The 20,734-nt window shown below is 45.8% G+C and carries 19 protein-coding genes and 2 pseudogenes; 12 read left to right on the top strand and 9 right to left on the bottom strand.

Annotation, left to right across the window (positions count from 1 at the left end; translation table 11 throughout):
* Window positions 1–219: 219 nt before the first annotated feature.
* Together QUA78_RS10115 and QUA78_RS10120 are read left to right on the top strand one after the other, a co-directional pair.
* Window positions 220–3,231, top strand: a complete 3,012-nt coding sequence (locus QUA78_RS10115) for an EAL domain-containing protein (protein ID WP_333398767.1) — start codon at window positions 220–222, stop codon at window positions 3,229–3,231.
* Between the two features lie 163 nt (window positions 3,232–3,394).
* A complete protein-coding gene (locus QUA78_RS10120) occupies window positions 3,395–4,132 on the top strand; it encodes a Uma2 family endonuclease (protein ID WP_333306954.1) in 738 nt (245 codons plus the stop codon).
* Between the two features lie 9 nt (window positions 4,133–4,141).
* Here the strand turns inward: QUA78_RS10120 and QUA78_RS10125 are convergent, their stop codons facing one another.
* The 3 genes from QUA78_RS10125 to gcvH all read right to left on the bottom strand — a co-directional run bounded on the left by QUA78_RS10125 (window position 4,142) and on the right by gcvH (window position 8,365).
* On the bottom strand, window positions 4,142–4,366 hold the full coding sequence (locus tag QUA78_RS10125) for a glycoside hydrolase family 44 protein (protein WP_333398776.1): 225 nt from the start codon (window positions 4,364–4,366) through the stop codon (window positions 4,142–4,144).
* 337 nt (window positions 4,367–4,703) lie between these two features.
* Complete coding sequence (gcvP, locus tag QUA78_RS10130) at window positions 4,704–7,676, bottom strand: aminomethyl-transferring glycine dehydrogenase (protein ID WP_333398768.1); 2,973 nt, start codon at window positions 7,674–7,676, stop codon at window positions 4,704–4,706.
* A 299-nt stretch (window positions 7,677–7,975) separates the two neighbouring features.
* Window positions 7,976–8,365, bottom strand: a complete 390-nt coding sequence (gcvH, locus tag QUA78_RS10135; RefSeq protein ID WP_333301653.1) for a glycine cleavage system protein GcvH — start codon at window positions 8,363–8,365, stop codon at window positions 7,976–7,978.
* Window positions 8,366–8,425: 60 nt separating this feature from the next.
* On the opposite strand from gcvH, the gene QUA78_RS10140 reads away from it, so the two are divergent.
* Window positions 8,426–8,779 carry a hypothetical protein gene (locus tag QUA78_RS10140; RefSeq protein ID WP_333301652.1) on the top strand — a complete coding sequence of 118 codons (354 nt, stop codon included), beginning with the start codon at window positions 8,426–8,428 and terminating at the stop codon, window positions 8,777–8,779.
* Window positions 8,780–8,814: 35 nt separating this feature from the next.
* Here the strand turns inward: QUA78_RS10140 and QUA78_RS10145 are convergent.
* Window positions 8,815–9,564: pseudogene (locus tag QUA78_RS10145) on the bottom strand (IS1 family transposase).
* A gap of 63 nt (window positions 9,565–9,627) precedes the next feature.
* On the opposite strand from QUA78_RS10145, the gene QUA78_RS10150 reads away from it, so the two are divergent.
* From QUA78_RS10150 to QUA78_RS10170, 5 genes are all read left to right on the top strand, one after another.
* Window positions 9,628–10,740 carry an IS630 family transposase gene (locus QUA78_RS10150; protein WP_333301651.1) on the top strand — a complete coding sequence of 371 codons (1,113 nt, stop codon included), beginning with the start codon at window positions 9,628–9,630 and terminating at the stop codon, window positions 10,738–10,740.
* A 173-nt stretch (window positions 10,741–10,913) separates the two neighbouring features.
* The gene (locus QUA78_RS10155; protein ID WP_333301650.1) at window positions 10,914–11,306 is read left to right on the top strand and encodes an alpha/beta hydrolase; all 393 of its coding nucleotides are present in this window, start codon (window positions 10,914–10,916) and stop codon (window positions 11,304–11,306) included.
* 244 nt (window positions 11,307–11,550) lie between these two features.
* Window positions 11,551–12,804 carry a Dot/Icm T4SS effector Zinc-dependent metalloprotease LegP gene (legP, locus tag QUA78_RS10160; protein WP_333301649.1) on the top strand — a complete coding sequence of 418 codons (1,254 nt, stop codon included), beginning with the start codon at window positions 11,551–11,553 and terminating at the stop codon, window positions 12,802–12,804.
* Between the two features lie 67 nt (window positions 12,805–12,871).
* Entirely contained in the window at window positions 12,872–13,315 is a 444-nt protein-coding gene (locus QUA78_RS10165) for a DUF6623 family protein (protein ID WP_333301648.1), read from the top strand.
* A 296-nt stretch (window positions 13,316–13,611) separates the two neighbouring features.
* The gene (locus QUA78_RS10170) at window positions 13,612–13,971 is read left to right on the top strand and encodes a hypothetical protein (RefSeq protein ID WP_333301647.1); all 360 of its coding nucleotides are present in this window, start codon (window positions 13,612–13,614) and stop codon (window positions 13,969–13,971) included.
* A gap of 131 nt (window positions 13,972–14,102) precedes the next feature.
* Here the strand turns inward: QUA78_RS10170 and gcvT are convergent, their stop codons facing one another.
* The 3 genes from gcvT to QUA78_RS10185 form a co-directional block, all read right to left on the bottom strand.
* Window positions 14,103–15,251 carry a glycine cleavage system aminomethyltransferase GcvT gene (gene gcvT / locus QUA78_RS10175; RefSeq protein ID WP_333301646.1) on the bottom strand — a complete coding sequence of 383 codons (1,149 nt, stop codon included), beginning with the start codon at window positions 15,249–15,251 and terminating at the stop codon, window positions 14,103–14,105.
* A 509-nt stretch (window positions 15,252–15,760) separates the two neighbouring features.
* A complete protein-coding gene (locus QUA78_RS10180; RefSeq protein ID WP_333301644.1) occupies window positions 15,761–16,042 on the bottom strand; it encodes a hypothetical protein in 282 nt (93 codons plus the stop codon).
* Complete coding sequence (locus tag QUA78_RS10185; protein ID WP_333301643.1) at window positions 16,008–17,285, bottom strand: alpha-L-fucosidase; 1,278 nt, start codon at window positions 17,283–17,285, stop codon at window positions 16,008–16,010. Before QUA78_RS10185 ends, QUA78_RS10180 begins: the two co-directional genes overlap by 35 nt.
* A gap of 769 nt (window positions 17,286–18,054) precedes the next feature.
* On the opposite strand from QUA78_RS10185, the gene QUA78_RS10190 reads away from it, so the two are divergent.
* Entirely contained in the window at window positions 18,055–18,339 is a 285-nt protein-coding gene (locus tag QUA78_RS10190; protein WP_333301642.1) for a hypothetical protein, read from the top strand.
* Window positions 18,340–18,441: 102 nt separating this feature from the next.
* Window positions 18,442–18,924 (top strand): Hsp20/alpha crystallin family protein, encoded by a 483-nt coding sequence (locus QUA78_RS10195; RefSeq protein WP_333301641.1) that lies wholly within the window; start codon window positions 18,442–18,444, stop codon window positions 18,922–18,924.
* 408 nt (window positions 18,925–19,332) lie between these two features.
* Here QUA78_RS10195 and QUA78_RS32820 read toward each other — a convergent pair whose 3' ends face one another.
* The gene (locus tag QUA78_RS32820; protein WP_333301640.1) at window positions 19,333–19,446 is read right to left on the bottom strand and encodes a HepT-like ribonuclease domain-containing protein; all 114 of its coding nucleotides are present in this window, start codon (window positions 19,444–19,446) and stop codon (window positions 19,333–19,335) included.
* 229 nt (window positions 19,447–19,675) lie between these two features.
* Window positions 19,676–19,943 (bottom strand): annotated as a pseudogene (locus QUA78_RS10200) (nucleotidyltransferase family protein); the annotation flags it as partial.
* 209 nt (window positions 19,944–20,152) lie between these two features.
* Between QUA78_RS10200 and QUA78_RS10205 the strand changes: the two are divergent.
* Together QUA78_RS10205 and QUA78_RS10210 are read left to right on the top strand one after the other, a co-directional pair.
* A complete protein-coding gene (locus QUA78_RS10205) occupies window positions 20,153–20,431 on the top strand; it encodes a hypothetical protein (protein ID WP_333301639.1) in 279 nt (92 codons plus the stop codon).
* Window position 20,432: 1 nt separating this feature from the next.
* Window positions 20,433–20,615 (top strand): hypothetical protein, encoded by a 183-nt coding sequence (locus tag QUA78_RS10210; RefSeq protein WP_333301638.1) that lies wholly within the window; start codon window positions 20,433–20,435, stop codon window positions 20,613–20,615.
* The last annotated feature ends 119 nt before the right edge of the window (window positions 20,616–20,734 follow it).

Here is a 20,734-nt window from a genome sequence, read left to right on the forward strand (position 1 = left end):
AGTCCGAGGGGCAGAGGAATAGAGAGAGGGTTTTCACTGCTGAAGTGAAGATATGCTTTTTTAAATGCCCAACAGCAAGCGTAGAAAATACAACTAACAACTAAGGTTAAATCCCGCTTACTTAAGTACCAAGATACAATTTACGTGGCGCAAACCCTGAAAAACGCTAAAGTAAGAAGCAACTCGGAAATTGTAAAGGTTTGCTTGAAAGTTCGGCTGATGGGAGATCGGGAGAACCAGTCAATTTCTAATTTAGGTGAAGTGGGGGGTGCCGGCGATCGCCATACTGCATCAAAAGCACTGTGGCTGAGCGATCGAGCCTTGGCAGCTACTAGCAGCGGCATTGTCATTGCTGACGCCAATGCACCCGATTGTCCCATAATTTATTGCAATCCGGCCTTTGAACGGATGACAGGTTACTGCGCCAGTGAAATCTTGGGGCGCAATTGCCGATTTTTGCAAGGCCCCGATACGGATCGAACTACCGTAGCTAAGATCCGCGATGCCTTGCGCCAAGGTCTAGAAATCAAGACAACCATCAAAAATTACCGCAAAGACGGCAGTCCTTTTTGGAGCAAATTGTCGCTATCTCCCGTGCGAGACGACAGCGCTAATTTGACTCACTTCGTAGGGATTCAGTCGGACTTGTCGGAACGCATATGTGAAGTGCACGAAGCATTGCAGCAAGCTAACGACCAACTGCAAACGATTTTGGAAGCAGTTCCGGGAACAGTATCTTGGATTAGCTCGGATTTGCGCTATTTGGGGGTTAACCAGCACTTAGCCAAACTGCACGGTTTGCCACCGTCGGCTTTTGTGGGTCAAGATATCGGTTTTCTGGGCGCTAGCTCGGATTTTAACTCTTTTGTGGTGGAGTTTTTTGCTGGCGACGCTACGGAAGCGGTTAAAGAACTCAGCGTTAAGGTCAAAACGGACGGCGGAGAGTCCGCGGGATACTATTTGATTGTTGCTCAAAAGTACGATCGCGGCAAAGCAGCTTGTCTGGTAGGGATAGACATTACCGAGCGCAAGCGGACAGAAGAAGCTCTGGTGCTGACTCGCAAGGCGGTGGAAAGTTCGAGCGACGCGATCGGCATCAGCGATGCAAACGGCACTCACATCTATCAAAATCAAGCGTTTTCTCAGCTATTTGAATGGGATACCGCAGAGGAATTTAAGCTAGCCGGAGGTATACCGGCAGTTTTTGCTGACCCCGCAGTCGCAAGCGAGGTACTCGACACGATCGCCCAGGGTTATTCTTGGTCTGGTGAAATTACCAACCGCACTAAAAGCGGGGAAATGTTGCAAGTGCTGCTGCGGGCCGATGCTATTAAAGACCCCACAGGAAAAATTGTCGGTCTGATTTACATGAATACCGATATTACCGACCGAAAGCGCACGGAACAAGAGCTGCGGCAAAGCGAGAAGCGCTTTCGATCGTTGATTGAAAATGCTAGAGACATTATTGTGATTCTCGACGAGAAAGGCTTTTGCCGCTATGTCTCTCCTTCCCTAGAGCGGATTTTGGGCTACCCGACGGCGGAAGTGCTCGGCCGATCTGTATTTGACTTGATTCACCCTGACGAATTGCTGATAGTGGATCAAGTGTTCAAAGGTGTCATGCAAAGGCCGAGAGTTAGCCTGGGAATGGCGGAATACCGAGTGCAGCACAAGGACGGTTCCTGGTGCGTGTTGGAAGCGGTGGCGACGAATTTGCTCGACGAACCTTCGGTGCGGGGAATTGTGGTCAACTGTCACGACGTGACTGAGCGCAAGCTGGCTGAAGAACAACTGTTGCACGATGCTTTGCACGATGCGCTGACGGGGTTGCCGAACCGGGGTTTGTTGACTGACAGGTTGGGGCAAGCTTTTGCGCGCGCGCAACGGCATCCAAGCTATAAGTTGGCGGTGCTGTTTCTGGATTTGGACAGGTTTAAGGTGATTAATGACAGCCAAGGACACCGCACGGGCGATCGGCTGTTGGTGGCTGTGGCTCGCCGTCTCTTGACTTGTTTGCGGCCTGGCGATACGGCGGCACGTGTGGGGGGAGATGAGTTTGTGATTTTGCTGGAGGAAATTCAGGGTGTTGATGAGGCGATAGCCCAAGCGAAGGAAATTCTCAAGGCGATCGAACGACCGCTTTATTTGGAAGGTAATAAAGTTTTAACTACTGCTAGCATCGGCATTGCTTTGAGTACCAACAAATATCAGTGGGCAGGAGATATTTTGCGCGATGCTGATATTGCGATGTACCGCGCCAAAGCTTTGGGTAAAGCTCGCTACGAAGTGTTTACCAGTTCGATGCACACTCGGGCTGTGGCTTTGATGAACTTGGAACACGATTTGCGGGAATCGGTTGAAGAGCTCAATTTGAAACATTCAATACTGGATTTCGGATGTGGGGCGGCGGAGGAAAACTCGCCTATGAGCGCAATCGATCGGAAGTTGGAGCGTCCGAAATCGCAATTTGCTCCTTTTAAATTGGAATGCCCTTTTACTGTTTATTATCAGCCGATCGTTTGTTTGAAAAGTGGCTCAGTTATCGGATTTGAGGCGTTAGTCCGCTGGCTGCACCCGGAACGAGGTTTAGTTTCCCCGATGGAATTTATTGCGATGGCGGAGGAAACAGGGTTAATTACGCCTTTGGGTTTGTGGGTTTTGAACGAAAGCTGCCGCCAAATTATCAAGTGGCAGAGTTTGAATTTACCTGTGGGAAATTCGCGATTGACAGTAGCAGTAAATCTTTCCGGGAGGCAGTTTTCGGAACCGGACTCGATCGAGCAAATTAAGCAAGTTTTGTTGGAAACGGGTGTTGACGCTCGCTGTTTGAAGTTGGAGATTACTGAGAGTGTGGTGATGGAAGATGGGGAAGTGGCGGCGGGGATGCTTTCGCAGTTGAGAGAGTTGGGGATTGAGCTGTGCATTGATGATTTCGGGACTGGTTATTCGTCTCTGAGTTATTTGCACAGGTTCCCGATTAATATTTTGAAGGTCGATCGCTCTTTTGTCAGCCGTATCGGGGAAAAGGGCGAAAATTTGGAAATCGTGCGGGCGATCGTCATGCTGGCCCGCAGTTTGGGGATGGAGGTAGTGGCAGAAGGTGTCGAAACCGCCGTCCAGTTGGCTCAAATGCGGGCGATCGGCTGCGAGTACGGTCAGGGGTACTTTTTCTCTAAACCTCTCGACAGCGAGGCAGCTACAGCCTTGTTGAGCCGATCGCCGAAATGGTGAACTGAACCAAATATTGAATTTGTATTTTGAAAAATATTAAAACTCTTGCGGCCTGTGCTTATTGGAGATTCAATCAGGGCGATCGATCTTTTCGTAATCAATGCCTTGAGTGTTAAAATCAAAATTGAGTATAATATAAAACTATCGAGATAGGCCAAAATATATGTCTCAATCTGTTGTGCCAGCAGTCGAAGAAAAACAGCTCGATACTTCGCCGACATTAACTTTTGAAGAGTACAGAGTTTATCAAAGCAATGACGATGTAAAATATGAATTGTACAAAGGCAAATTAATACCGATAGCAACGGCTAGCGCATTACATACAAGCATCTGCGAATTTTGGGTTTACAAATTGCAGCGTTACCTAGCTGAACACAATCTCGATTTAGTCGTAAAAACTTCTGTAGGAGTGAGAACCGAAGAGGCGACATCTCGCATTCCCGATGTAGTTGTTTGCACAGAAAGTTTGTGGCAACAAGCTCTTGCTAGACGTGGATCGGGAATACTTGACTTTGATGAAACGCCGTTATTAGTAATAGAAGTAGTTAGCCAAGATCGGCGGGCAGACTATATAACTAAACGAGGAGAGTATGAACAAGCTAACGTACCTGAATATGTGATTGTTGACCCAGCACAAACCAGGCAACGGGTGCGAGTTATGGCATTTCTCGAAGGTGATGACATTTATACAGAGGTAAATTACTTGCCTGGTGATGAAATGGAATCTGTAGTATTTCCCAATCTGAGATTATCAGTCAATGAAATTTTAGATCCGCCATTGGTGGAAGGGTTAATTAAGGCCGAACAAGCTCAATTGCAGCAACTACAAACAGTCGAACAACGCGCTGAAAGATTGGCGGCGAGGTTACGGGAGTTGGGCGTAGATCCTGATGCTGTGTAGGAAATTGGATCAAGTGCGTGAAGCGAAGCTATCCCGAAGGGAATCGCCTTTTAGGAGAGAATCCACATAGACAGGCCAGCCAAAATCCGACGGGCAGAGTAAATTAGCAGTGGGATCGGTAGCTTTTATTATTGACGCATATTGATAAGTGCGATCGCGCAATTTATCGTAACTTGTCGGTTTTGAATGAACATCGCGGTGAGTGGTGTTGCTTAATCTGGGTATGAAAAAAATTCAGTTGAAAATCCCGAAGCTTTGTGGATACTGGTTTCTCTGACCTGCATATTTAGCCTTTCATACCGTAACTCAGCAACGCCTGTTGCATTCATTTTTTATTTTACTGGGAGTTTTGGTAGTTTTTTATTAAGTCTTTTTCAGCGCGTTTATGTAGGGTAATATCAATTCCGGTTGCATTGGAATGATTAAACCGCAGAGTACGCAGAGAACGCAGAGGAAGAGAAGAGAGAGATAAATACAGGACGATGAAGGGCGGATTTGATATAAGGTGCGCAATGCGCACCTACACTTTATCTAGGGGTCAAGTGCGCATTGCGAGTCCGGAGAGAGCGATTTAACCTTGACTGTAAGCCTCCATTGGCAAACAAGAACAAACAAAATTGCGATCGCCAAACGCATTATCTATGCGACCCACCGCCGGCCAAAACTTATATTCGCGAGTCCAAGGTGCCGGATAAGCCGCTTGCGCGCGAGTATAAGGACGATTCCACTCATCAACCATCAGAGATTCTGCGGTGTGCGGCGCATTTTTCAAGACATTATTTTGCGCGTCAACATTACCTTTTTCTATCTCCGCAATTTCGCCTCGAATCGCAATCATCGCATCGCAAAAACGGTCTAATTCCTGCTTTGATTCGCTTTCCGTCGGTTCCACCATTACCGTACCAGCAACCGGCCAAGAAACCGTCGGCGCGTGATAGCCGTAATCCATCAACCGTTTAGCGATATCTTCGACTTCAATAGTCGCAGATTTTTTGAGCGATCGCAAATCTAGAATACACTCGTGCGCCACCAAACCAGCTTTCCCTTTGTACAAAACCGGATAGTAAGATTCTAAGCGTTTTGCCATGTAATTAGCATTAAGAATTGCTACTTTTGTCGCCTCAGTTAAACCCACTCCTCCCATCATCCGAATGTACATCCAAGAAATAGTCAAAATGCTAGCACTTCCCCAAGGCGCTGCGGAAACAGCACCAACTGTTGACTGTTGACTGTTAACTGTTGACTGTTGACTGTTGACTGTTGACTGTTGACTGTTCAGAATAGAATGACTGGGCAAAAATTCTACCAAATGAGACATTACCCCAATCGGCCCCATTCCCGGCCCGCCGCCACCGTGGGGAATACAAAAAGTTTTGTGCAGATTTAAGTGACAAACATCAGCACCAAAATCGCCGGGGCGGCACAAACCAACTTGAGCATTCATATTTGCGCCGTCCATATAAACTTGTCCGCCGCAGTTGTGGACAATATCGCAAATCTCTTTAATTTCTTCCTCAAAAACGCCGTGCGTAGATGGATATGTTACCATCAATGCCGCCAGTTCATTTTTGTGTTTCTCGGCTTTTTTATGTAAATCGGCGACATCAATATTGCCCTGGGAATCGCACTCGACAGCAACTACTTTCATCCCCGCCATCACTGCGCTAGCCGGATTTGTACCGTGGGCTGACTGGGGAATCAAACAGATATTTCGGTGAGACTCTCCTCGGTGTTCGTGGTATTGGCGAATAACTAATAAGCCCGCGTATTCGCCTTGGGAACCGGCGTTTGGCTGCAAAGAAATTCCCGCAAAACCTGTGATTTCTGCCAGCCACTGTTCTAGTTGCACGAACATCTTTTGATAGCCGCGAGTTTGATCGCGGGGTGCAAAGGGATGTATCTTGCCAAATTCCGCCCAAGTCACCGGCATCATCTCTGCTGTTGCATTCAATTTCATTGTGCAAGAACCCAAGGGAATCATCGATGTATTTAGCGATAAATCTTTGGCTTCTAAACGGTGCAAATAGCGCAAAAGTTCAGTTTCTGAATGGTAGCTGTTGAACACTGGATGGCCGAGATAGCTGCTGGTGCGATCGCAAAAATCTGGTAACGTCAAATATGAATTCAATGCGTCTGCATCCAGCGGAATGTTGAGAGCATTCTGCCCGTCAGCCCTGATATAATCTTTATCCTGTGCAAAAATTTTCCACAATTCTTGCACATCTTCAACGGTGACAGTTTCATCTAAAGTGATTCCCACTGTCGAATCATCAAAAACTCGGAGATTAATTTGGCGAACTTGAGTAGCTTCTATAAGTTCTGAAAGTGGCTTGTCTCCCAATTCTACCCGCAAAGTATCGAAGAAAGGTTGAGAACCAATTTTGTAGCCGAAACTTCTTAAACCCGATGCCAAAAGTGCAGTTAAAGTCCGTACTTTCTCAGCAATGTCTTGCAGTCCAGAAGGGCCGTGATAAACAGCATACATACTCGCCATCACTGCCAGCAAAACTTGAGCAGTACAAATATTGCTAGTAGCTTTTTCGCGGCGGATGTGCTGTTCGCGAGTTTGCAAGGCCAAACGTAAAGCAGATTTGCCGTTGGCATCTTTAGAAACGCCAACTATTCTCCCCGGAACTTGCCGTTTAAACTCTTCTCGCGTGGCGAAATAGGCTGCATGAGGCCCTCCGAATCCCATCGGCACTCCGAAGCGCTGAGTGCTTCCTACGGCTATATCCGCGCCGAATTCGCCGGGGGGTGTGAGCAAGCAAAGGCTCAAAATGTCGGCGGCTACTGTGACTAATGCGCCGACTTCGTGTGCCGATCGAATAAAATCCGTATAGTCGTAAATTGCGCCGTCTGTGGCGGGGTATTGCAGGAGAGCGCCGAAGATTGTACGATCGAACTCAAAGCTTTGATGGTCGCCGACAATTACCTCAATTCCCAGCGGCTTAGCGCGAGTTTGCACCACTTCCACAGTTTGAGGGTGGCAATCTTGGGAAACAAAAAACGCTTTTGCCTTATTTTTGCTGGCGCCGTAACTCACCGCCATCGCTTCCGCCGCCGCAGTCCCTTCATCTAGCAAGGAAGCGTTGGCAATTTCCAAACCCGTGAGGTCAATTATCATGGTTTGGAAGTTCAGTAAAGCTTCCAATCGCCCTTGAGCAATTTCAGCTTGGTAGGGAGTGTAAGCTGTATACCAGCCGGGATTTTCTAGGATATTCCGCTGAATGACGGGGGGAGTTATGCAGTCGTGATATCCCGTGCCGATGTACGATCGAAATACCTGATTTTTGGCAGCAATTTCTTTCAATTCTGCCAAAGCGCTGTACTCGCTTTGCGCTGCGGGAAGTTGTAGCGGTTGAGAAATGCGAATCGCCGCTGGAACCGTTTTGTCAATCAAGTCATCGAGGCTGGAAATGCCCAAAACATCGAGCATTTGCTGGATTTCGCTCGGTTTCGGACCAATGTGCCGGCCCGCAAAACCACCGATGGGGGAAAGGTTTTGCTGCTGGTTGGGTTCAAGTTGAGGGCTGTAGAGTACCAAGGCTGATTCTCCTGAATTGACTTTTCTTCTTTGTTTGTAACATTTTGCTAAGGAAGAAGAAAGATTTTCTGCGTCTATCAAAGTCCGACAGGGGTTTCAACCCCTGTCTCAAAGCTCAAGTCGTCGGTCGCCGACTGTAGATTAAGCTGTACTTATCCCAACTCCCCGCGTAACTGCTTAGTATTTCAGTCGTCTAAAGACGACTTGTGCTATTAGCCAGGGGTTGAAACCCCTGGCGGATTGTGGAGGAATCAACGAGCCCTATGCCTCAATTCCCACTCAAAATTCCCAACTCAAAACTACTCCCCTTCCACCATTTGGCGATACGCCTGGGCCGATAAAGCGTCATCTGCGTCGCTGGCGTTGTCAACGCGCACTTTCAGCAGCCACCCAGGGCCATAGGGGTCGTCGGCCAGATCTTCGGGAGACTCTACAATCTCATCATTGCGTTCTACGACGGTACCGGTAACTGGTGAGTTTAAGGTTTCAACGGCTTTCACTGACTCGACTGTACCGAAAGGTTCGCCCTTTTCCACCGTGGCACCGACTTCTACCAAATCTATAAACACGATATCGCCGAGTTGGTTAACTGCATAGGTAGTAATGCCGATCGTGGCTATTTCGCCTTCGAGTCGGATGTATTCGTGGGTGTCTAGGTATTTCAAGTCATCGGGGTATGTTAGTGTCATGTCTTTTCTCGCAATAAACAAAGTATCAAGTAAATCTTAGTGAACTATGGGCATTTAGTGATGGCTAACTGGAACAAAAAAAATATTAAACGCTTGCTTTTGGGAGAATTGTCTGTCAAACGACTTCTGCGATCTATAATTTTTATTTACGCATTTCTGTGTTTTTACGGTTTCTTTTTTTCAGAACGGCTCATTTTTCAATCTCCCCCATCTAGTCAGATTGATAGCAGGGAAGTTATCAAAGTTGGCTCAGCTAATGGCGTGAAAATTTCTACTGTTTATTTTCCTAACCCGCCAGCTAAATATACCATACTTTACAGTCACGGAAATGCGGAAGACTTGGACGGGATTTTGTGGCTACTCAGAGAGATTCGAGATAGCGGGTTTGCTGTCTTTGCCTATGATTATCGGTAGTGCCCTGAAGGAAAGGATCCAAAAATCAACCGAATTCAAATAAAAGTAGGCATCTGGAGTTGTAAATTATCATTATAATGATGTACAAAACGCCCCCATTGCAGCAAGATGATTTTCTAATTTTTTAGAGAAGGCTAAGCTCTTTCTTACCAACGCTTGATACTCGTTGTCGAATAGTACAGTTGAAGCGCTCGATATAGCTAGTACAACCACTATCGAGAGTCTACACGGCGCGATGACGTTTGCTGGGCAATACAGAATCATAAGCACTCCAATGGTCGGTATAAATTACTGCACATTGACGGTAAACTGGCGGCATTGAATTCCATAAAGCACTCTTCTGATACTGCGCTACGATCTCCAATGTGTACACCAACAATTTCCCTAGTCTGGACATCCAATGCCAGCCATACCCACTGCTGATTTCCTTTATTATCGACTCTCCGACCATAGCTCATCCATCTGAACACTCAAGCGCTTTTTTGGCTTGGCACTCACCTCCACTTGCTTCTTAACAACAACAGAAGTGGCATTTACGTAGCGCTGTACAGTATCTTCTGACACTTGTAATACCCGAGCAATCCCGGCCTGGGAAATACGTTCAAGTAGCATCCGTGACATTAACTCTTCTTGTTCTTTAGTAATAGCTTTCCATGTCGGATTCAAAACAAATTGACGACCACATTCTCGACATTTGTAATGAAAGTTTGTGATGCCGAGTTTTACCGTTACGACTGACTGCTTCGCTCGCCACAATTAGGACAATGGGGAATTTCTACTGTCATAAGCTGTTTAGCCTCTAAAACGCATATTGTATGATATAATATGATGATATTTAGAAAAAGTCAATGCCTACTAAAAACTTTCTCAGTTCCGAGACAAAAGAAACTCTACAACAAGCATTAAAAGAGCATGAGCATCCAGATATTCGGCAAAGAGCCTTAATTTTTTTGTTACTAAATAACGGAAATACACAGGCTCAAACTGCTGAACTCATTGGATGTTCTCTCAGAAAAGTTGCTTATTGGAGCATTCATGGTGATCCTGAGAATTTAGACAGTTTTAAAGATGATAGGATGAAGGGTAACTACCGAAAAGCTACAGAAGAATACATTAATTTACTTCTAGAGACAATTGACATAGAACCTGAAAAATATGGCTATGAATTCGGGAGATGGACAACAGCTAGACTTGCCATATATCTAGAAAAAAAGACAGGAATTGAACTGAGTAGTACCCAAGTAAGGAGGATTTTAAAATCAAAAAAGTATGTTTACCTCTGGGCTAAATATAGCTTAGAGTCTAAGCAAGATACCGTAGAGAGGGGTTTATTTAAAGATAAATTAGCTGAGTATCTAAGAATCGCAAAAGAAGCTCCAGCTCTTCTACAGGTATGGTTTTGGGATGAGAGTGGATTTAGTTTGAGAGTAATTAGAAGGAAAAATTGGTGTAAAAAAGGGACTCGAAGTAATAAAAGAGGAGACCGACGAAAGGGTCGTATTAATGTCATGGGCGGAGTGAGATATTCAGACAAGAAAAGATGGGTAGATTTTATGACATCTGGAAATTCCGCTAATTTTTATGCAGTGCTGAAGAATTTTTATGGGGATTTAAGAGCAGAGTGGATATTGCAAGGAAATTTAGCGGAAGACTTTAAAGATAAAGGCTGTAAATTTGTAATCATTTTAGACAACGCTAGTTTTCATAAAAAAGCAGAGATTTTGGAGAAAATAGCGACGGAGATGCCGAATTTGATCATAGAATTTTTGCCCAAGTATAGCCCTGACTATAATTTAGTTGAATTAGTATGGCATTCGGCAAAGGAATATGTTGCTAATAGATTATTTGAATCCATTGAAAAACTAGAATCACTATTAAATAAACTGTTAAATGAAGGAGAACTAATTATGAAATGGAACCGAAAAATAAAAAATAAAGGTAACTCGGTTAATGCAGTTTAGATGTTTGACAGCTTATCACTAATGGTAAACACTTCTCTCTAATAGTAGCTTACTCTATCCTTTCCTTCCGGGCACTACCTGATTATCAAGGTTACGGCACGAGTCAGGGAAATCCTTCTGAGTATAATACTTATCGTGATATTGATGCTGCTTACAATTATTTAACCCAACAGTTGGGAGTATCTGCAAAGCAAATTATTCTTTACGGCCGTTCTGTGGGCGGTGGGCCGGCAATTGATTTGGCGTCGCGACAAAAAGTCGGGGGTTTGGTAGTTGAAAGTTCCTTTGTTTCGGCTTTTCGGGTGTTGACGCGGATTCCGCTTTTACCCTTTGACAAGTTTGTAAATATTGATAAGATTGGCAAAGTTCGATCGCCTGTTTTGGTGATTCATGGTAAGGCTGATGAGGTGGTACATTTTTGGCATGGAGAGCAGTTGTTTGCAGCGGCGAAGCAGCCGAAATTAAATTTTTGGGTTGATGGGGCCGGTCATAATGATTTGATCGATGTTGCGGGCGATCGCTATGCTGAAACTTTGCAAAAATTCGCTAAAATGCTTTCGCCATAGACAATCCAGGATTTCATGTCCCTCAAATGAGTGACACTCAAAGATGCGACTAGCCGATCGGGCAGACCGCTACTTAGAATGAATTTAAGAACACAGAAAAATCACAAGGTTTAGAGCCTATTTATCAGGAGGCAATCTCATCCTCGCGGGTACTACCAAAAAGTCCCGTTAACGCAGCCCAAATTAAAAAATTAATCTGGTTCTATTCACATCATTCTCGGTAGTTGTAGGAGATTACTAGGATATGACATCGCACAATATACAAGAAGACCAGGAGAAAGCTATTCCCGAAAAAGCCGATCTTTCTGTTTGGTTTCGCACTTCGGAAGAAGAGCCTAAAACGGGGTTTATTCAGGGGAATACGTTTGACTTAAAAGAAGTTAAGTATTCGGCAATAAACGGAGAAGCAATATTTGAGGGCGATATTTCCCTCGGTTCGGTTGAAAAGATGGAGGCATTAGCAAAAAATGTCCAGGCACATGAGTTTGGCGTTGGAATCACAGGTAATCAATTTCGATGGCCTGGCGGGCTTGTCCCTTTTGAGATTGATCCGACACTTGCTAATCAGCAGCGAGTCACAGATGCAATTCAACATTGGTTAGAACGCACACCGATTCGGTTTGTTCAGCGCACTGCCACCAATGCTTCACAATTTCCTAACTATGTCCGCTTTGTAGATCGAAACGCTTGTTTTTCCCAAGTCGGGATGGTTGGAGGAATGCAGGAAATTTCTCTAGGGACTGGATGTAGCACAGGTTCAGCAATTCATGAAATTGGACATGCTGTTGGCTTGTGGCATGAACAAAGTCGAGAAGATCGGGAGGGCTTTGTACGGATTTTGTGGGCAAACATCGAAGATCAAATGCGCCACAATTTTGACCAACACATTACTGATGGTGATGATATTGATGCCTATGACTTTGGCTCGATTATGCACTACCCGACTCATGCCTTTAGCAAAAATGGACAACCGACGATTGAGCCTATTGGTGGACAAGCAATTGGACAAAGGACAGGGCTGAGTGCAGGCGATATCGCAGCAGTCAGATCGATGTATCTAACCAAACTCGCACAGGCGATGTGGATTCATGGCACCAGTCTGCAAGTAGAATACCCCGATCGAATTGCCCGAACTTGGCGCGCTGGTTTCTATACAGAAATCGAGGGAAAGCCCAATACAGAAAATTGGTTTCACTTTGCAATCCCTTCCAAAGTCATCGTGAATGATCGACGTCTGCGAATCGGTTCTGTCATGCTTTTGAGTGAGACTCTTTCCGCTGATGCTGTGATTCGCGACGTACATATCTATGACGGGCCTAACAAAATTGCCCAACACAATGGTGTCAACCTGAGTGGAAACCTTGGCTTCCGCCGTTTTGATGCTCCAACTGCCCCCTTTGTGCAATGGGGTGTTGGTATTTCAATTGGGGTTCGTTTTGGTAGTACGGGATCTCGCGTGATGCGGTTTAAATCTGCTGGTTGCGATTTCGTTTTGTAGGATAACGTTCATTTTTGGCGTTCTCTTTAGTTTTAGAAATACTTCAATCATTCGGAGGATATTTATTATGCCCGCCTTAGCAGAAGCAATGTGGACACACGGCAATAGTATGGTCATTGAGCTTCCAGATAATATTGCTAGAGTCTGGAAAGCTGGTTTCTACATGGAAGTTGAAGGAAAACCCAATACAAACAACTGGCTGCACTTTCCAATTCCCACAACTGTGATTGTGGATGACAAAAGATTGCGGGTTGGCTCTGTAATGCTGCTGTGTGAAACGTTGTCACCTAATGCTGTTATCCGAAATGTCCATATCTATGATGGACCTGATAAAATTGCTGCCCACGATAGTTTGAGTATCTCAGGAAATGCTGGGTTTGTTCGTTTTGATGTGCCAAGTCATCCTGCCGTAAAGTGGGGAGTAGGTATTTCAGTAGGTGTTTCCTTCGGTGGTGGCTCCGGATCGCGAGTGATGAAATTCAAGTCTGCTGGATGTGATTTTATTCCCTGAGTCATGAGGCTCTCGTGGAGTGGTGATTATAATAAAATCTTATAAGCCCTATGAATCAAGGCTTATGAGATTTTATGAAGAGTAATTCGGCATCACTCGATATGTTTTCACCAGGAATCCAGGAATGTCAGCCATCAAATCCAAAGATTTTTTAAATCACAGATCCTGAAGTTGGGAAATAGAATTTTCATGATGGGTTTAATACAGGCTTCAAATGCGATTATTAAACCCATCTTCATCTACTTAGGGAATCGATTCTGTATTCTTTTAGTCCTCCTGAATCTAGGTGAGAATTTATGTCAAGCCCATTTATTCTAAAAGGTGAGATTACATTTGCAAAGACAGGGACATCTTTTTCTGGGGTCACTGCATACATTCGACTTGAGGATGTTAGCCAAGCAGATACTGCCTCCAGAATTGTAGCTCAACAGGTTATTGAAGATATCTCTCATCAACAGGGGGAAGAGGAAAAGATACAAGTTAGCCTTCAGGGCGAAATTCTTAATGAAAGGGCTAGTTACATAGTTAGTGTTCATGTTGATGTTGATGGAGATGGTCAAATTAGTAAGGGAGATTACATCAACATGGAAAGTTATCCCGTGCTAACGTTTGGACGCCCTAATCAAATATCAGTGTATGTCCAGCAAGTAAAATGAATAGTAAAGCCCTCAGCCGGAGTGGTGACAAATATAGCCAGGAACTTGGAATCTTCATCAAGTTTTTGAGAGTAATCTGCTTGAAATATTTTTACCTATTCAGAGCAAAAAGTCACAAACTTAAAGTTTGATTAAGGTCGGTTTGGCGAGCGATAAAATGGTTTTTTCACCACACTAGCCGGATAGTTTTTCCCGCGAATTTCGATTTCTAATTCCTGACCGATTTTCGCTAATTTTGCGGGAACAACCGCGAGTGCTACTGGCCGATTCAATGTAGGCGATAATGTACCGCTAGTAACTTCTCCTACTGTTTCGCCTTCAAATATTACCGGATAGCCGTGGCGTGCAATGTGCCGCCCCTGCATTTCTAACCCTACCAACCGCTTTGATACTCCACTCGCTTTCTGCTGTTCCAAAACCTCGCGACCAATAAAATCGCCTTTGGTGTCGAGGTGAACTACCCAACCCAATCCAGCCTCTAAAGGCGTGATATTGTCGTCGATATCTTGACCGTAAAGAGCCATTGCTGCTTCTAAACGCAAGGTATCTCTGGCACCCAAACCGCAGGGTACAACGCCAGCATCTAACAATTTTTGCCAGAGTTCTTTTCCTACTTCGGCATCCACCATGATTTCAAACCCATCTTCGCCGGTGTAACCAGTTCTGGCAATAAAACTGGGCTGTCCCAACAGATTTGTTTCTAAGTGACCGAATGCCTTAATTGGTGTAAAGTTGTCTTCCACAAAAGGCTGGAGATAGTTAACAGCTTCCGGCCCTTGAATGGCAATTAAAACTTTATCTTCGGAGATGTCTGTAAAACAGAGTTCGCTCAATTCTAAGTGCGTGGTTATCCATGCTTTGTCTGGGATGCGAGTGGCGGCGTTGACAATGATTACTGCACGTTCTTCGTTAGTGATAGCGTCTGGTTTTTGGCAGTAGAAAATAATGTCGTCTAAGATGCAGCCTTTGGCATTTAGCAAGACTGTATATTGAGCTTGACCGGGTTGCAAGCGGCTCAAGTCTGAGGGTACTAAGGGTTGAAATTTTTCTATTACTTTTTTCCCTCTCAAACCAAATTTTCCCATGTGGGAAATGTCGAACATTCCTGCTTGCTGACGTACTGCTTGATGTTCGCTGCTGATGCCTGCGTACTGTACTGCCATCTCCCACCCGGAAAAGGGTACCATCCGGCCTTTGAGTTGTAATGATAGGTCGTATAGAGGCGATCGGGCAAGTTGGATCGGCCTCTCTGGATTGTTGGGTTCAGTTGACTTTGCCACAGGTAGCCCCTTGTTTTTGCGGGTAGACTGTTTTGATTTTACGGGAAAATTGGTTTTCAGGGTGTGCGGCGCGATCGAATTTAAACACGGGGTGGTACTGTTTCGGTACAAAGCGCGATCGAATTTAAGGACACGACAATGCCGTTTAGGTACAAAGCGCGATCGAATTTAAGCACACGGTGGTACTCTTTCCGTACAAATTAGGATAGGGCAGTACCGTTTCTTTAATCTTTTTTATGGAGAATAGCGGGCTTGAACCGCTGACCCCTACAATCCCATTGTTCATTTAATTTACTTGTAATACCTGGTGGATATAGATTTCTAGCATTCTCGATAACTGATATATCAATTTAATCGCTTTTTTGAGAATTTTCAGATTCTTCATCTTTGACAGTGAACTCGCTCTATTTCCTTGAGGTCAAAGCTGACGGGAACAGCTTCTATACAATTGGGGTCACAACTCGATCGAGGAAAGAATCGCGCCCGGTGCAGCGGGATGTGAAAGCGCATTACTCGATGTCACCGTCAGCTTGCTGGGACTGTGGGAACGACGGGGGAATGTGGAGCTGTACTTCAAGCACCGATATCAACCCTTTAACTACCGGATTGGCAAGCTGACGGAATATTTTCAATTTCCAAACGTCAAAGTCGTGCTGCAAGATTTGTATGAGATGAAATCCAAAATGCTGAGTGATGTTGAGTTGGATACGATAGGCGATCGGGGTAGGAAGTGAAAAAGTGCGATCGCGAAACTGGTCAAATCTTGCTGCTTGTATCGTTGGCTGGAGCAATATCAACTGCAATCACCGTAGCATAGGGATCGAGGGCAAGCGAGGGCACATGAATCGTTAACTCCCCAAGAGGATCGGCACTTAAGATAGAATCGACAATCGCACAGCGAGTTGAGTATTGTAATGATTCCCCTCCAGCGACTTTAGAAACGGCTTGAATCCGTTTAATTGGTACACCTCTTACTGTTACTGAGTCGTAGGGCTTCATTAGCAAGAATAAGTAAAAGCGATTGCCGCGCCGAGTCGAAGGACCGTAGAATTGCCAAGGTTCCAGTCCATGCTGTGTTCCTACAATACTCTGGGCATGGACACCCATCCATGCTTCTACGGATTGCAACAAATCCAATTGTTCGGATTGAATCTGCCCGTTGCCCGTAGGACTGACATTCAACAGCAAATTGCCGCCTTTACCTGCAACTTCACAGAGGGTATGAATAAGTTGGCGAGCTGACTTGAATTGGGTGTCCTTCGGGTTGTAACCCCAGCTTTCATTCAGAGTTAGGCAAGCTTCCCAAGTGCGTTGAGGCGGTTGGGGGGGAATGAATTGCTCGCAGGTATCGAAGTCTCCAAATCCAGGGAGGCGATCGTTGATTAGCAAATGCGGTTGCAGCGAGCGAATCATTTCATGTAGCTGTCTAGCTTGCCATTGTTCTGGCTGTCGCTCCCAACCGCCATCAAACCAAAGCAAGTCAATCTTTCCGTAGTTGCTCAACAATTCTTTGACTTGAGCGAACATAAATTCTAGGTACCGTTCCCACTGAGAACTCGTCGGCTGTCGAAATTTCCCAAACTGATACGGTTTATCGGCTTCTGTAAAAGCCGGGTAGTCAGGGTAATGCCAGTCAATCAAGGAAAAATACAACCCAATTCGCAAACCCTCCGCCCGCATCGCCTCCACAAATTCTCGGACAATATCTTTTTTGTACGACGCATACTCGATAGAAAAGTCGGATTGCTGGGTATGAAATAAGGAAAATCCATCATGATGTTTAGCCGTCAAAATCACGTACTGCATCCCCAAGCGTTTCGCTAAATGCGCCCAAATTTGAGGGTCGTATTCAGTCGGATTGAAAGTTTGGGCGGTGCGGTGATAGTCCGCTACCGGGACATCTTGGCAGTACGGCAAGCTAAAGACGCCTCCCACCAACGGCCAAGATACTTCGTACCCACACTGGCTGCTGTGACTCCAATGAACAAACATTCCCAATCGTGCTGTCTCAAACCAGTTATTTTCTTGAGTCATTGGTTTACCCTGAAATATAGGCGACATTGCTGAAAGAGTAATGTTTACTCTCAGGTAAAATTAATAAGCTAGGGTATACTTCTTTGTCGAATTGGGTTGAAATGAACTGCCCCAAATGTAACGCCACAGAGGTTTTTAAGAATGGTCATCGAAAGAGGGCGACAATACTACAAATGCAAGCACTGTGGTCGCCCGTTCCTGAGCATTACCGCCCGTGACAGTATTTCCACTCCGGTCAAGCAACTGTGTCTCACAATGTACCTCAAGGGCATGGGACTACGAGGCATGGAACGAGTTACCGAGATCCACCATACCACTGTGATGCACGCTTATTCGAGAGGCCCGACATCAACTGCGCGATGCCCCAAAATCTGAAGAAATCCCAAAGGTAGCTGAACGCCAGGAACTGCAAACCTTGGTGGGTAACAAGCGCAACAAGCTGTGGATTTGAACAGCCGTCAATTCCCTTGCAAGCTGGAATTTTTGCCTGGGTGATAGGCGATCGCAGTGCTACCACCTTCAAGTGTTTGTGGAGTCTTGTCAAATGCTGGCAATGTTTCTTTTATCCTGTTTGGATGAACGGCGGACTGAGTTGCAGATTACCCTTGCATAACTGAGGCGCATCAAGATGGTTGAACTAGGGACAAACCTCTGTCCCCTAACCAATGAGCGTTGAACTAGGGACAAACCTCTGTCCCCTAACCAATGAGCTTGGAGAGTGCATATTGGGCGATCGCGTTTTTAAGAAGAGGATTATGCGAGATCCCTCATGAGCGCGAGCGATGGCTATGGGAAAGCAGCTCACGCCCGCTCTGCACGTCCTTACCCTGCTACACATCACCCGCACCGCATTTTTGGTACGGTTGGCAACACCGCCGATCCTTCCCCCGACGCTCACACGCCAGCAGAACGGGCGAGGCAAGCTCATTATGGCGTTGACACAGCCTTTTCGGTTTCTAGGAATAGTTTTGTACGGTTTTCTTCACTGCAAATTAATTCTGATTCTTTCACGTTCATTCTGGCAAATACGACCAACAGAGTGGGGTTTTCCTGACTGTTGCTCCTACTTATAAAGCGGCATCATGATAACTGTAAGCAATGAGCTTCAACCCAAACTTTCCTTATAAAGCTTTACCAATCTTTGAGGTGACAGATTATGTTGATGCGCCCCAAGCAACCCTTCACGGAAATTGAAACCATCCGCGAGCAACTCGATAAAGTTTTTGATCCACGGGCAACAACGAGAGATAACTCAGAAGCCATTTGGATGCCCGCTCTGGAATTGGCTGATGCTGGGGACAACTTCGTATTAAAAGTGCAACTGCCTGGAATTGACCCCAAAGACATTGACGTTCAAGTCACTCGCGAAGCAATTTCTATCTCTGGCGAGCGCCGCTACGAAAACACAGACGAAAAATCTGGCTACGTCCGCTCTGAATTCCGAAGAGGCAAATTCCACCGGGTGCTTCCCTTGCCTGCACACATTCAAAATGACTCTGTGCAAGCTGAATACAAAGATGGCATTCTAACGCTAACCCTGCCCAAAGTAACTGAAGCTCGCAATAAAGTCGTCAAGATTCATTTAGCCCAGATTGCTGGAGCTTCAACGAATCCCGCTTTGGAACAGGCTAACCAATAACGATCGGCTGTGCTTAATTGAGTGAGGCAAATTTTCCTTTCATTGAGCCTGATTGGATTTACGTAACAACAACGGAACTGGAAAATTTGATACCGGGAGCTACACTTGCTCTCGGTATTCTTTATTTGGGAAAGCCGAGCGAAAAGCTACCTACAAGTGCCGTGAACCCGCAGTGATTCCAGTAATGCTTGCGAGGCAGGCTTCCAGTAAATGCTGCTGAGAGCTGGACGAGTAGAATACCCAATCGTGAGCCCAAGCATTGAAGTCCCTCACTGATTCGTTCCACCCATCTTTGGGGCGAGTAAAGACGCTTGGAGTGCGGAGCGACCGCGGGGCGCTTTTACGGTCATCAGAAACTCTGGGGGGAGACGCTGCTGGCAGGAACGCGAAGGTTTGATAGTGCTGAACTCACGTCTCTAGCAACTCCTGTAAAATCTGTTGTACTGTTACCTTCAACGGAGGTAAATTATTCTGTACGATCGCCCAAACTAGGTTTAGCGAGACTCGTCCATATTCATGCACTACAAGATTTCTAAACGCTACAATTTGCGCCCTGCAGCACGGACGAATATCCGCCAGTCAACTCGGACGATAACGCATTTGTTGCTTCTGGGATAATTTGCAGGTGATGAACAATCCAAATTTGAATCAATTCTTGGTTGTCAAATGCCTGCCTGCCTCGGCTAGCATATCGCTCAATTGCGGCTATTGCATCTAATATATCTTGTAGCCGTTCGGCTTCTCGCCGAGAGAGTGGTACAGCTTCCTGCAAAACGTGCTCGCGAATGCGTTCTTTCAACATATCCACGCTCAGCGATATCGACCTTGCGATTGAGCAGTTGTTCTAAATCAAGCAATAGCCCACCTGGAAACCAAGGCGTAATTTTTTCTAAATCGTAATCCACTAACAAATCAATATCACTTTCTTGTGTCGCTTCGCCCCGCCCTACCGAACCGAATACGCGCACGTTGTAGGCTCCGTGCTTTTGGGCAATGGCGAGAAGCAAGCGATCGCTCATAATACAGTAATTATTGAATGCCTAATCCTATTTTTTTCATCAAGCCCTCCTCAACGCTTTAAGATGGTGCCCCGATCGCTATTTCTAGTCTGGCACTTTCAGCAACAAGTTACGCCCACGCTCGCTACACAACACCATTTGCGATCGCCAACCCCGTTTTTGAGGCAAACTAAACCAAAACCCCAACAGGCCATGCCCAAACTCCCCAAATGCGTAGGCGTAAGCCGGGGCGGAGCCATCGCTGTCTCCTCTACCCGCACAACCCACACCTCATCTGTGCAGTCCACCCCGCAGGCCCCAACGCGGACACTTGCCCCGACTTTCGAGAACACCCCGACGCCGAACCCGATGGACTGTGGGAACCAGAAGGGGCAAGCTACTACAACGGCGAATTGATTGTGCAACCGAGGCAACGGTGGACACGCCTTGCAACAGTTAGAGCTGCTGGACACGCACCCACTGTTTACCGGCCAGTTCCCCGAATGTGAAATGACTTATCCCCAGTATGAAACGCCCCCGTTGCATTGGGATTGCCAGGAGTGCGGATGGATGATTCGGTGTGAGGGGATGGTTGACAACGATAATTATCAGCAACGGGAAAACACTCGCTCGACACCCCACTTGAAAGTGCAGCCGACTAATCCCCCAACAAACACCCAAAACGCGCAGTGAGGCAGCACAGTTAACAACACAATCTCATGAGGCGACGATGGCCAGAAGCGAAACATGAGCTCACTTTTGTTGAGTAAATTACTATGTTACAATCAGCTACAATAATAATTAAGTTTTCA

It is taken from the genome of Microcoleus sp. K4-B3 (genome assembly GCF_036704615.1).
In the GTDB taxonomy this organism is placed as follows: Bacteria; Cyanobacteriota; Cyanobacteriia; order Cyanobacteriales; family Microcoleaceae; genus Microcoleus.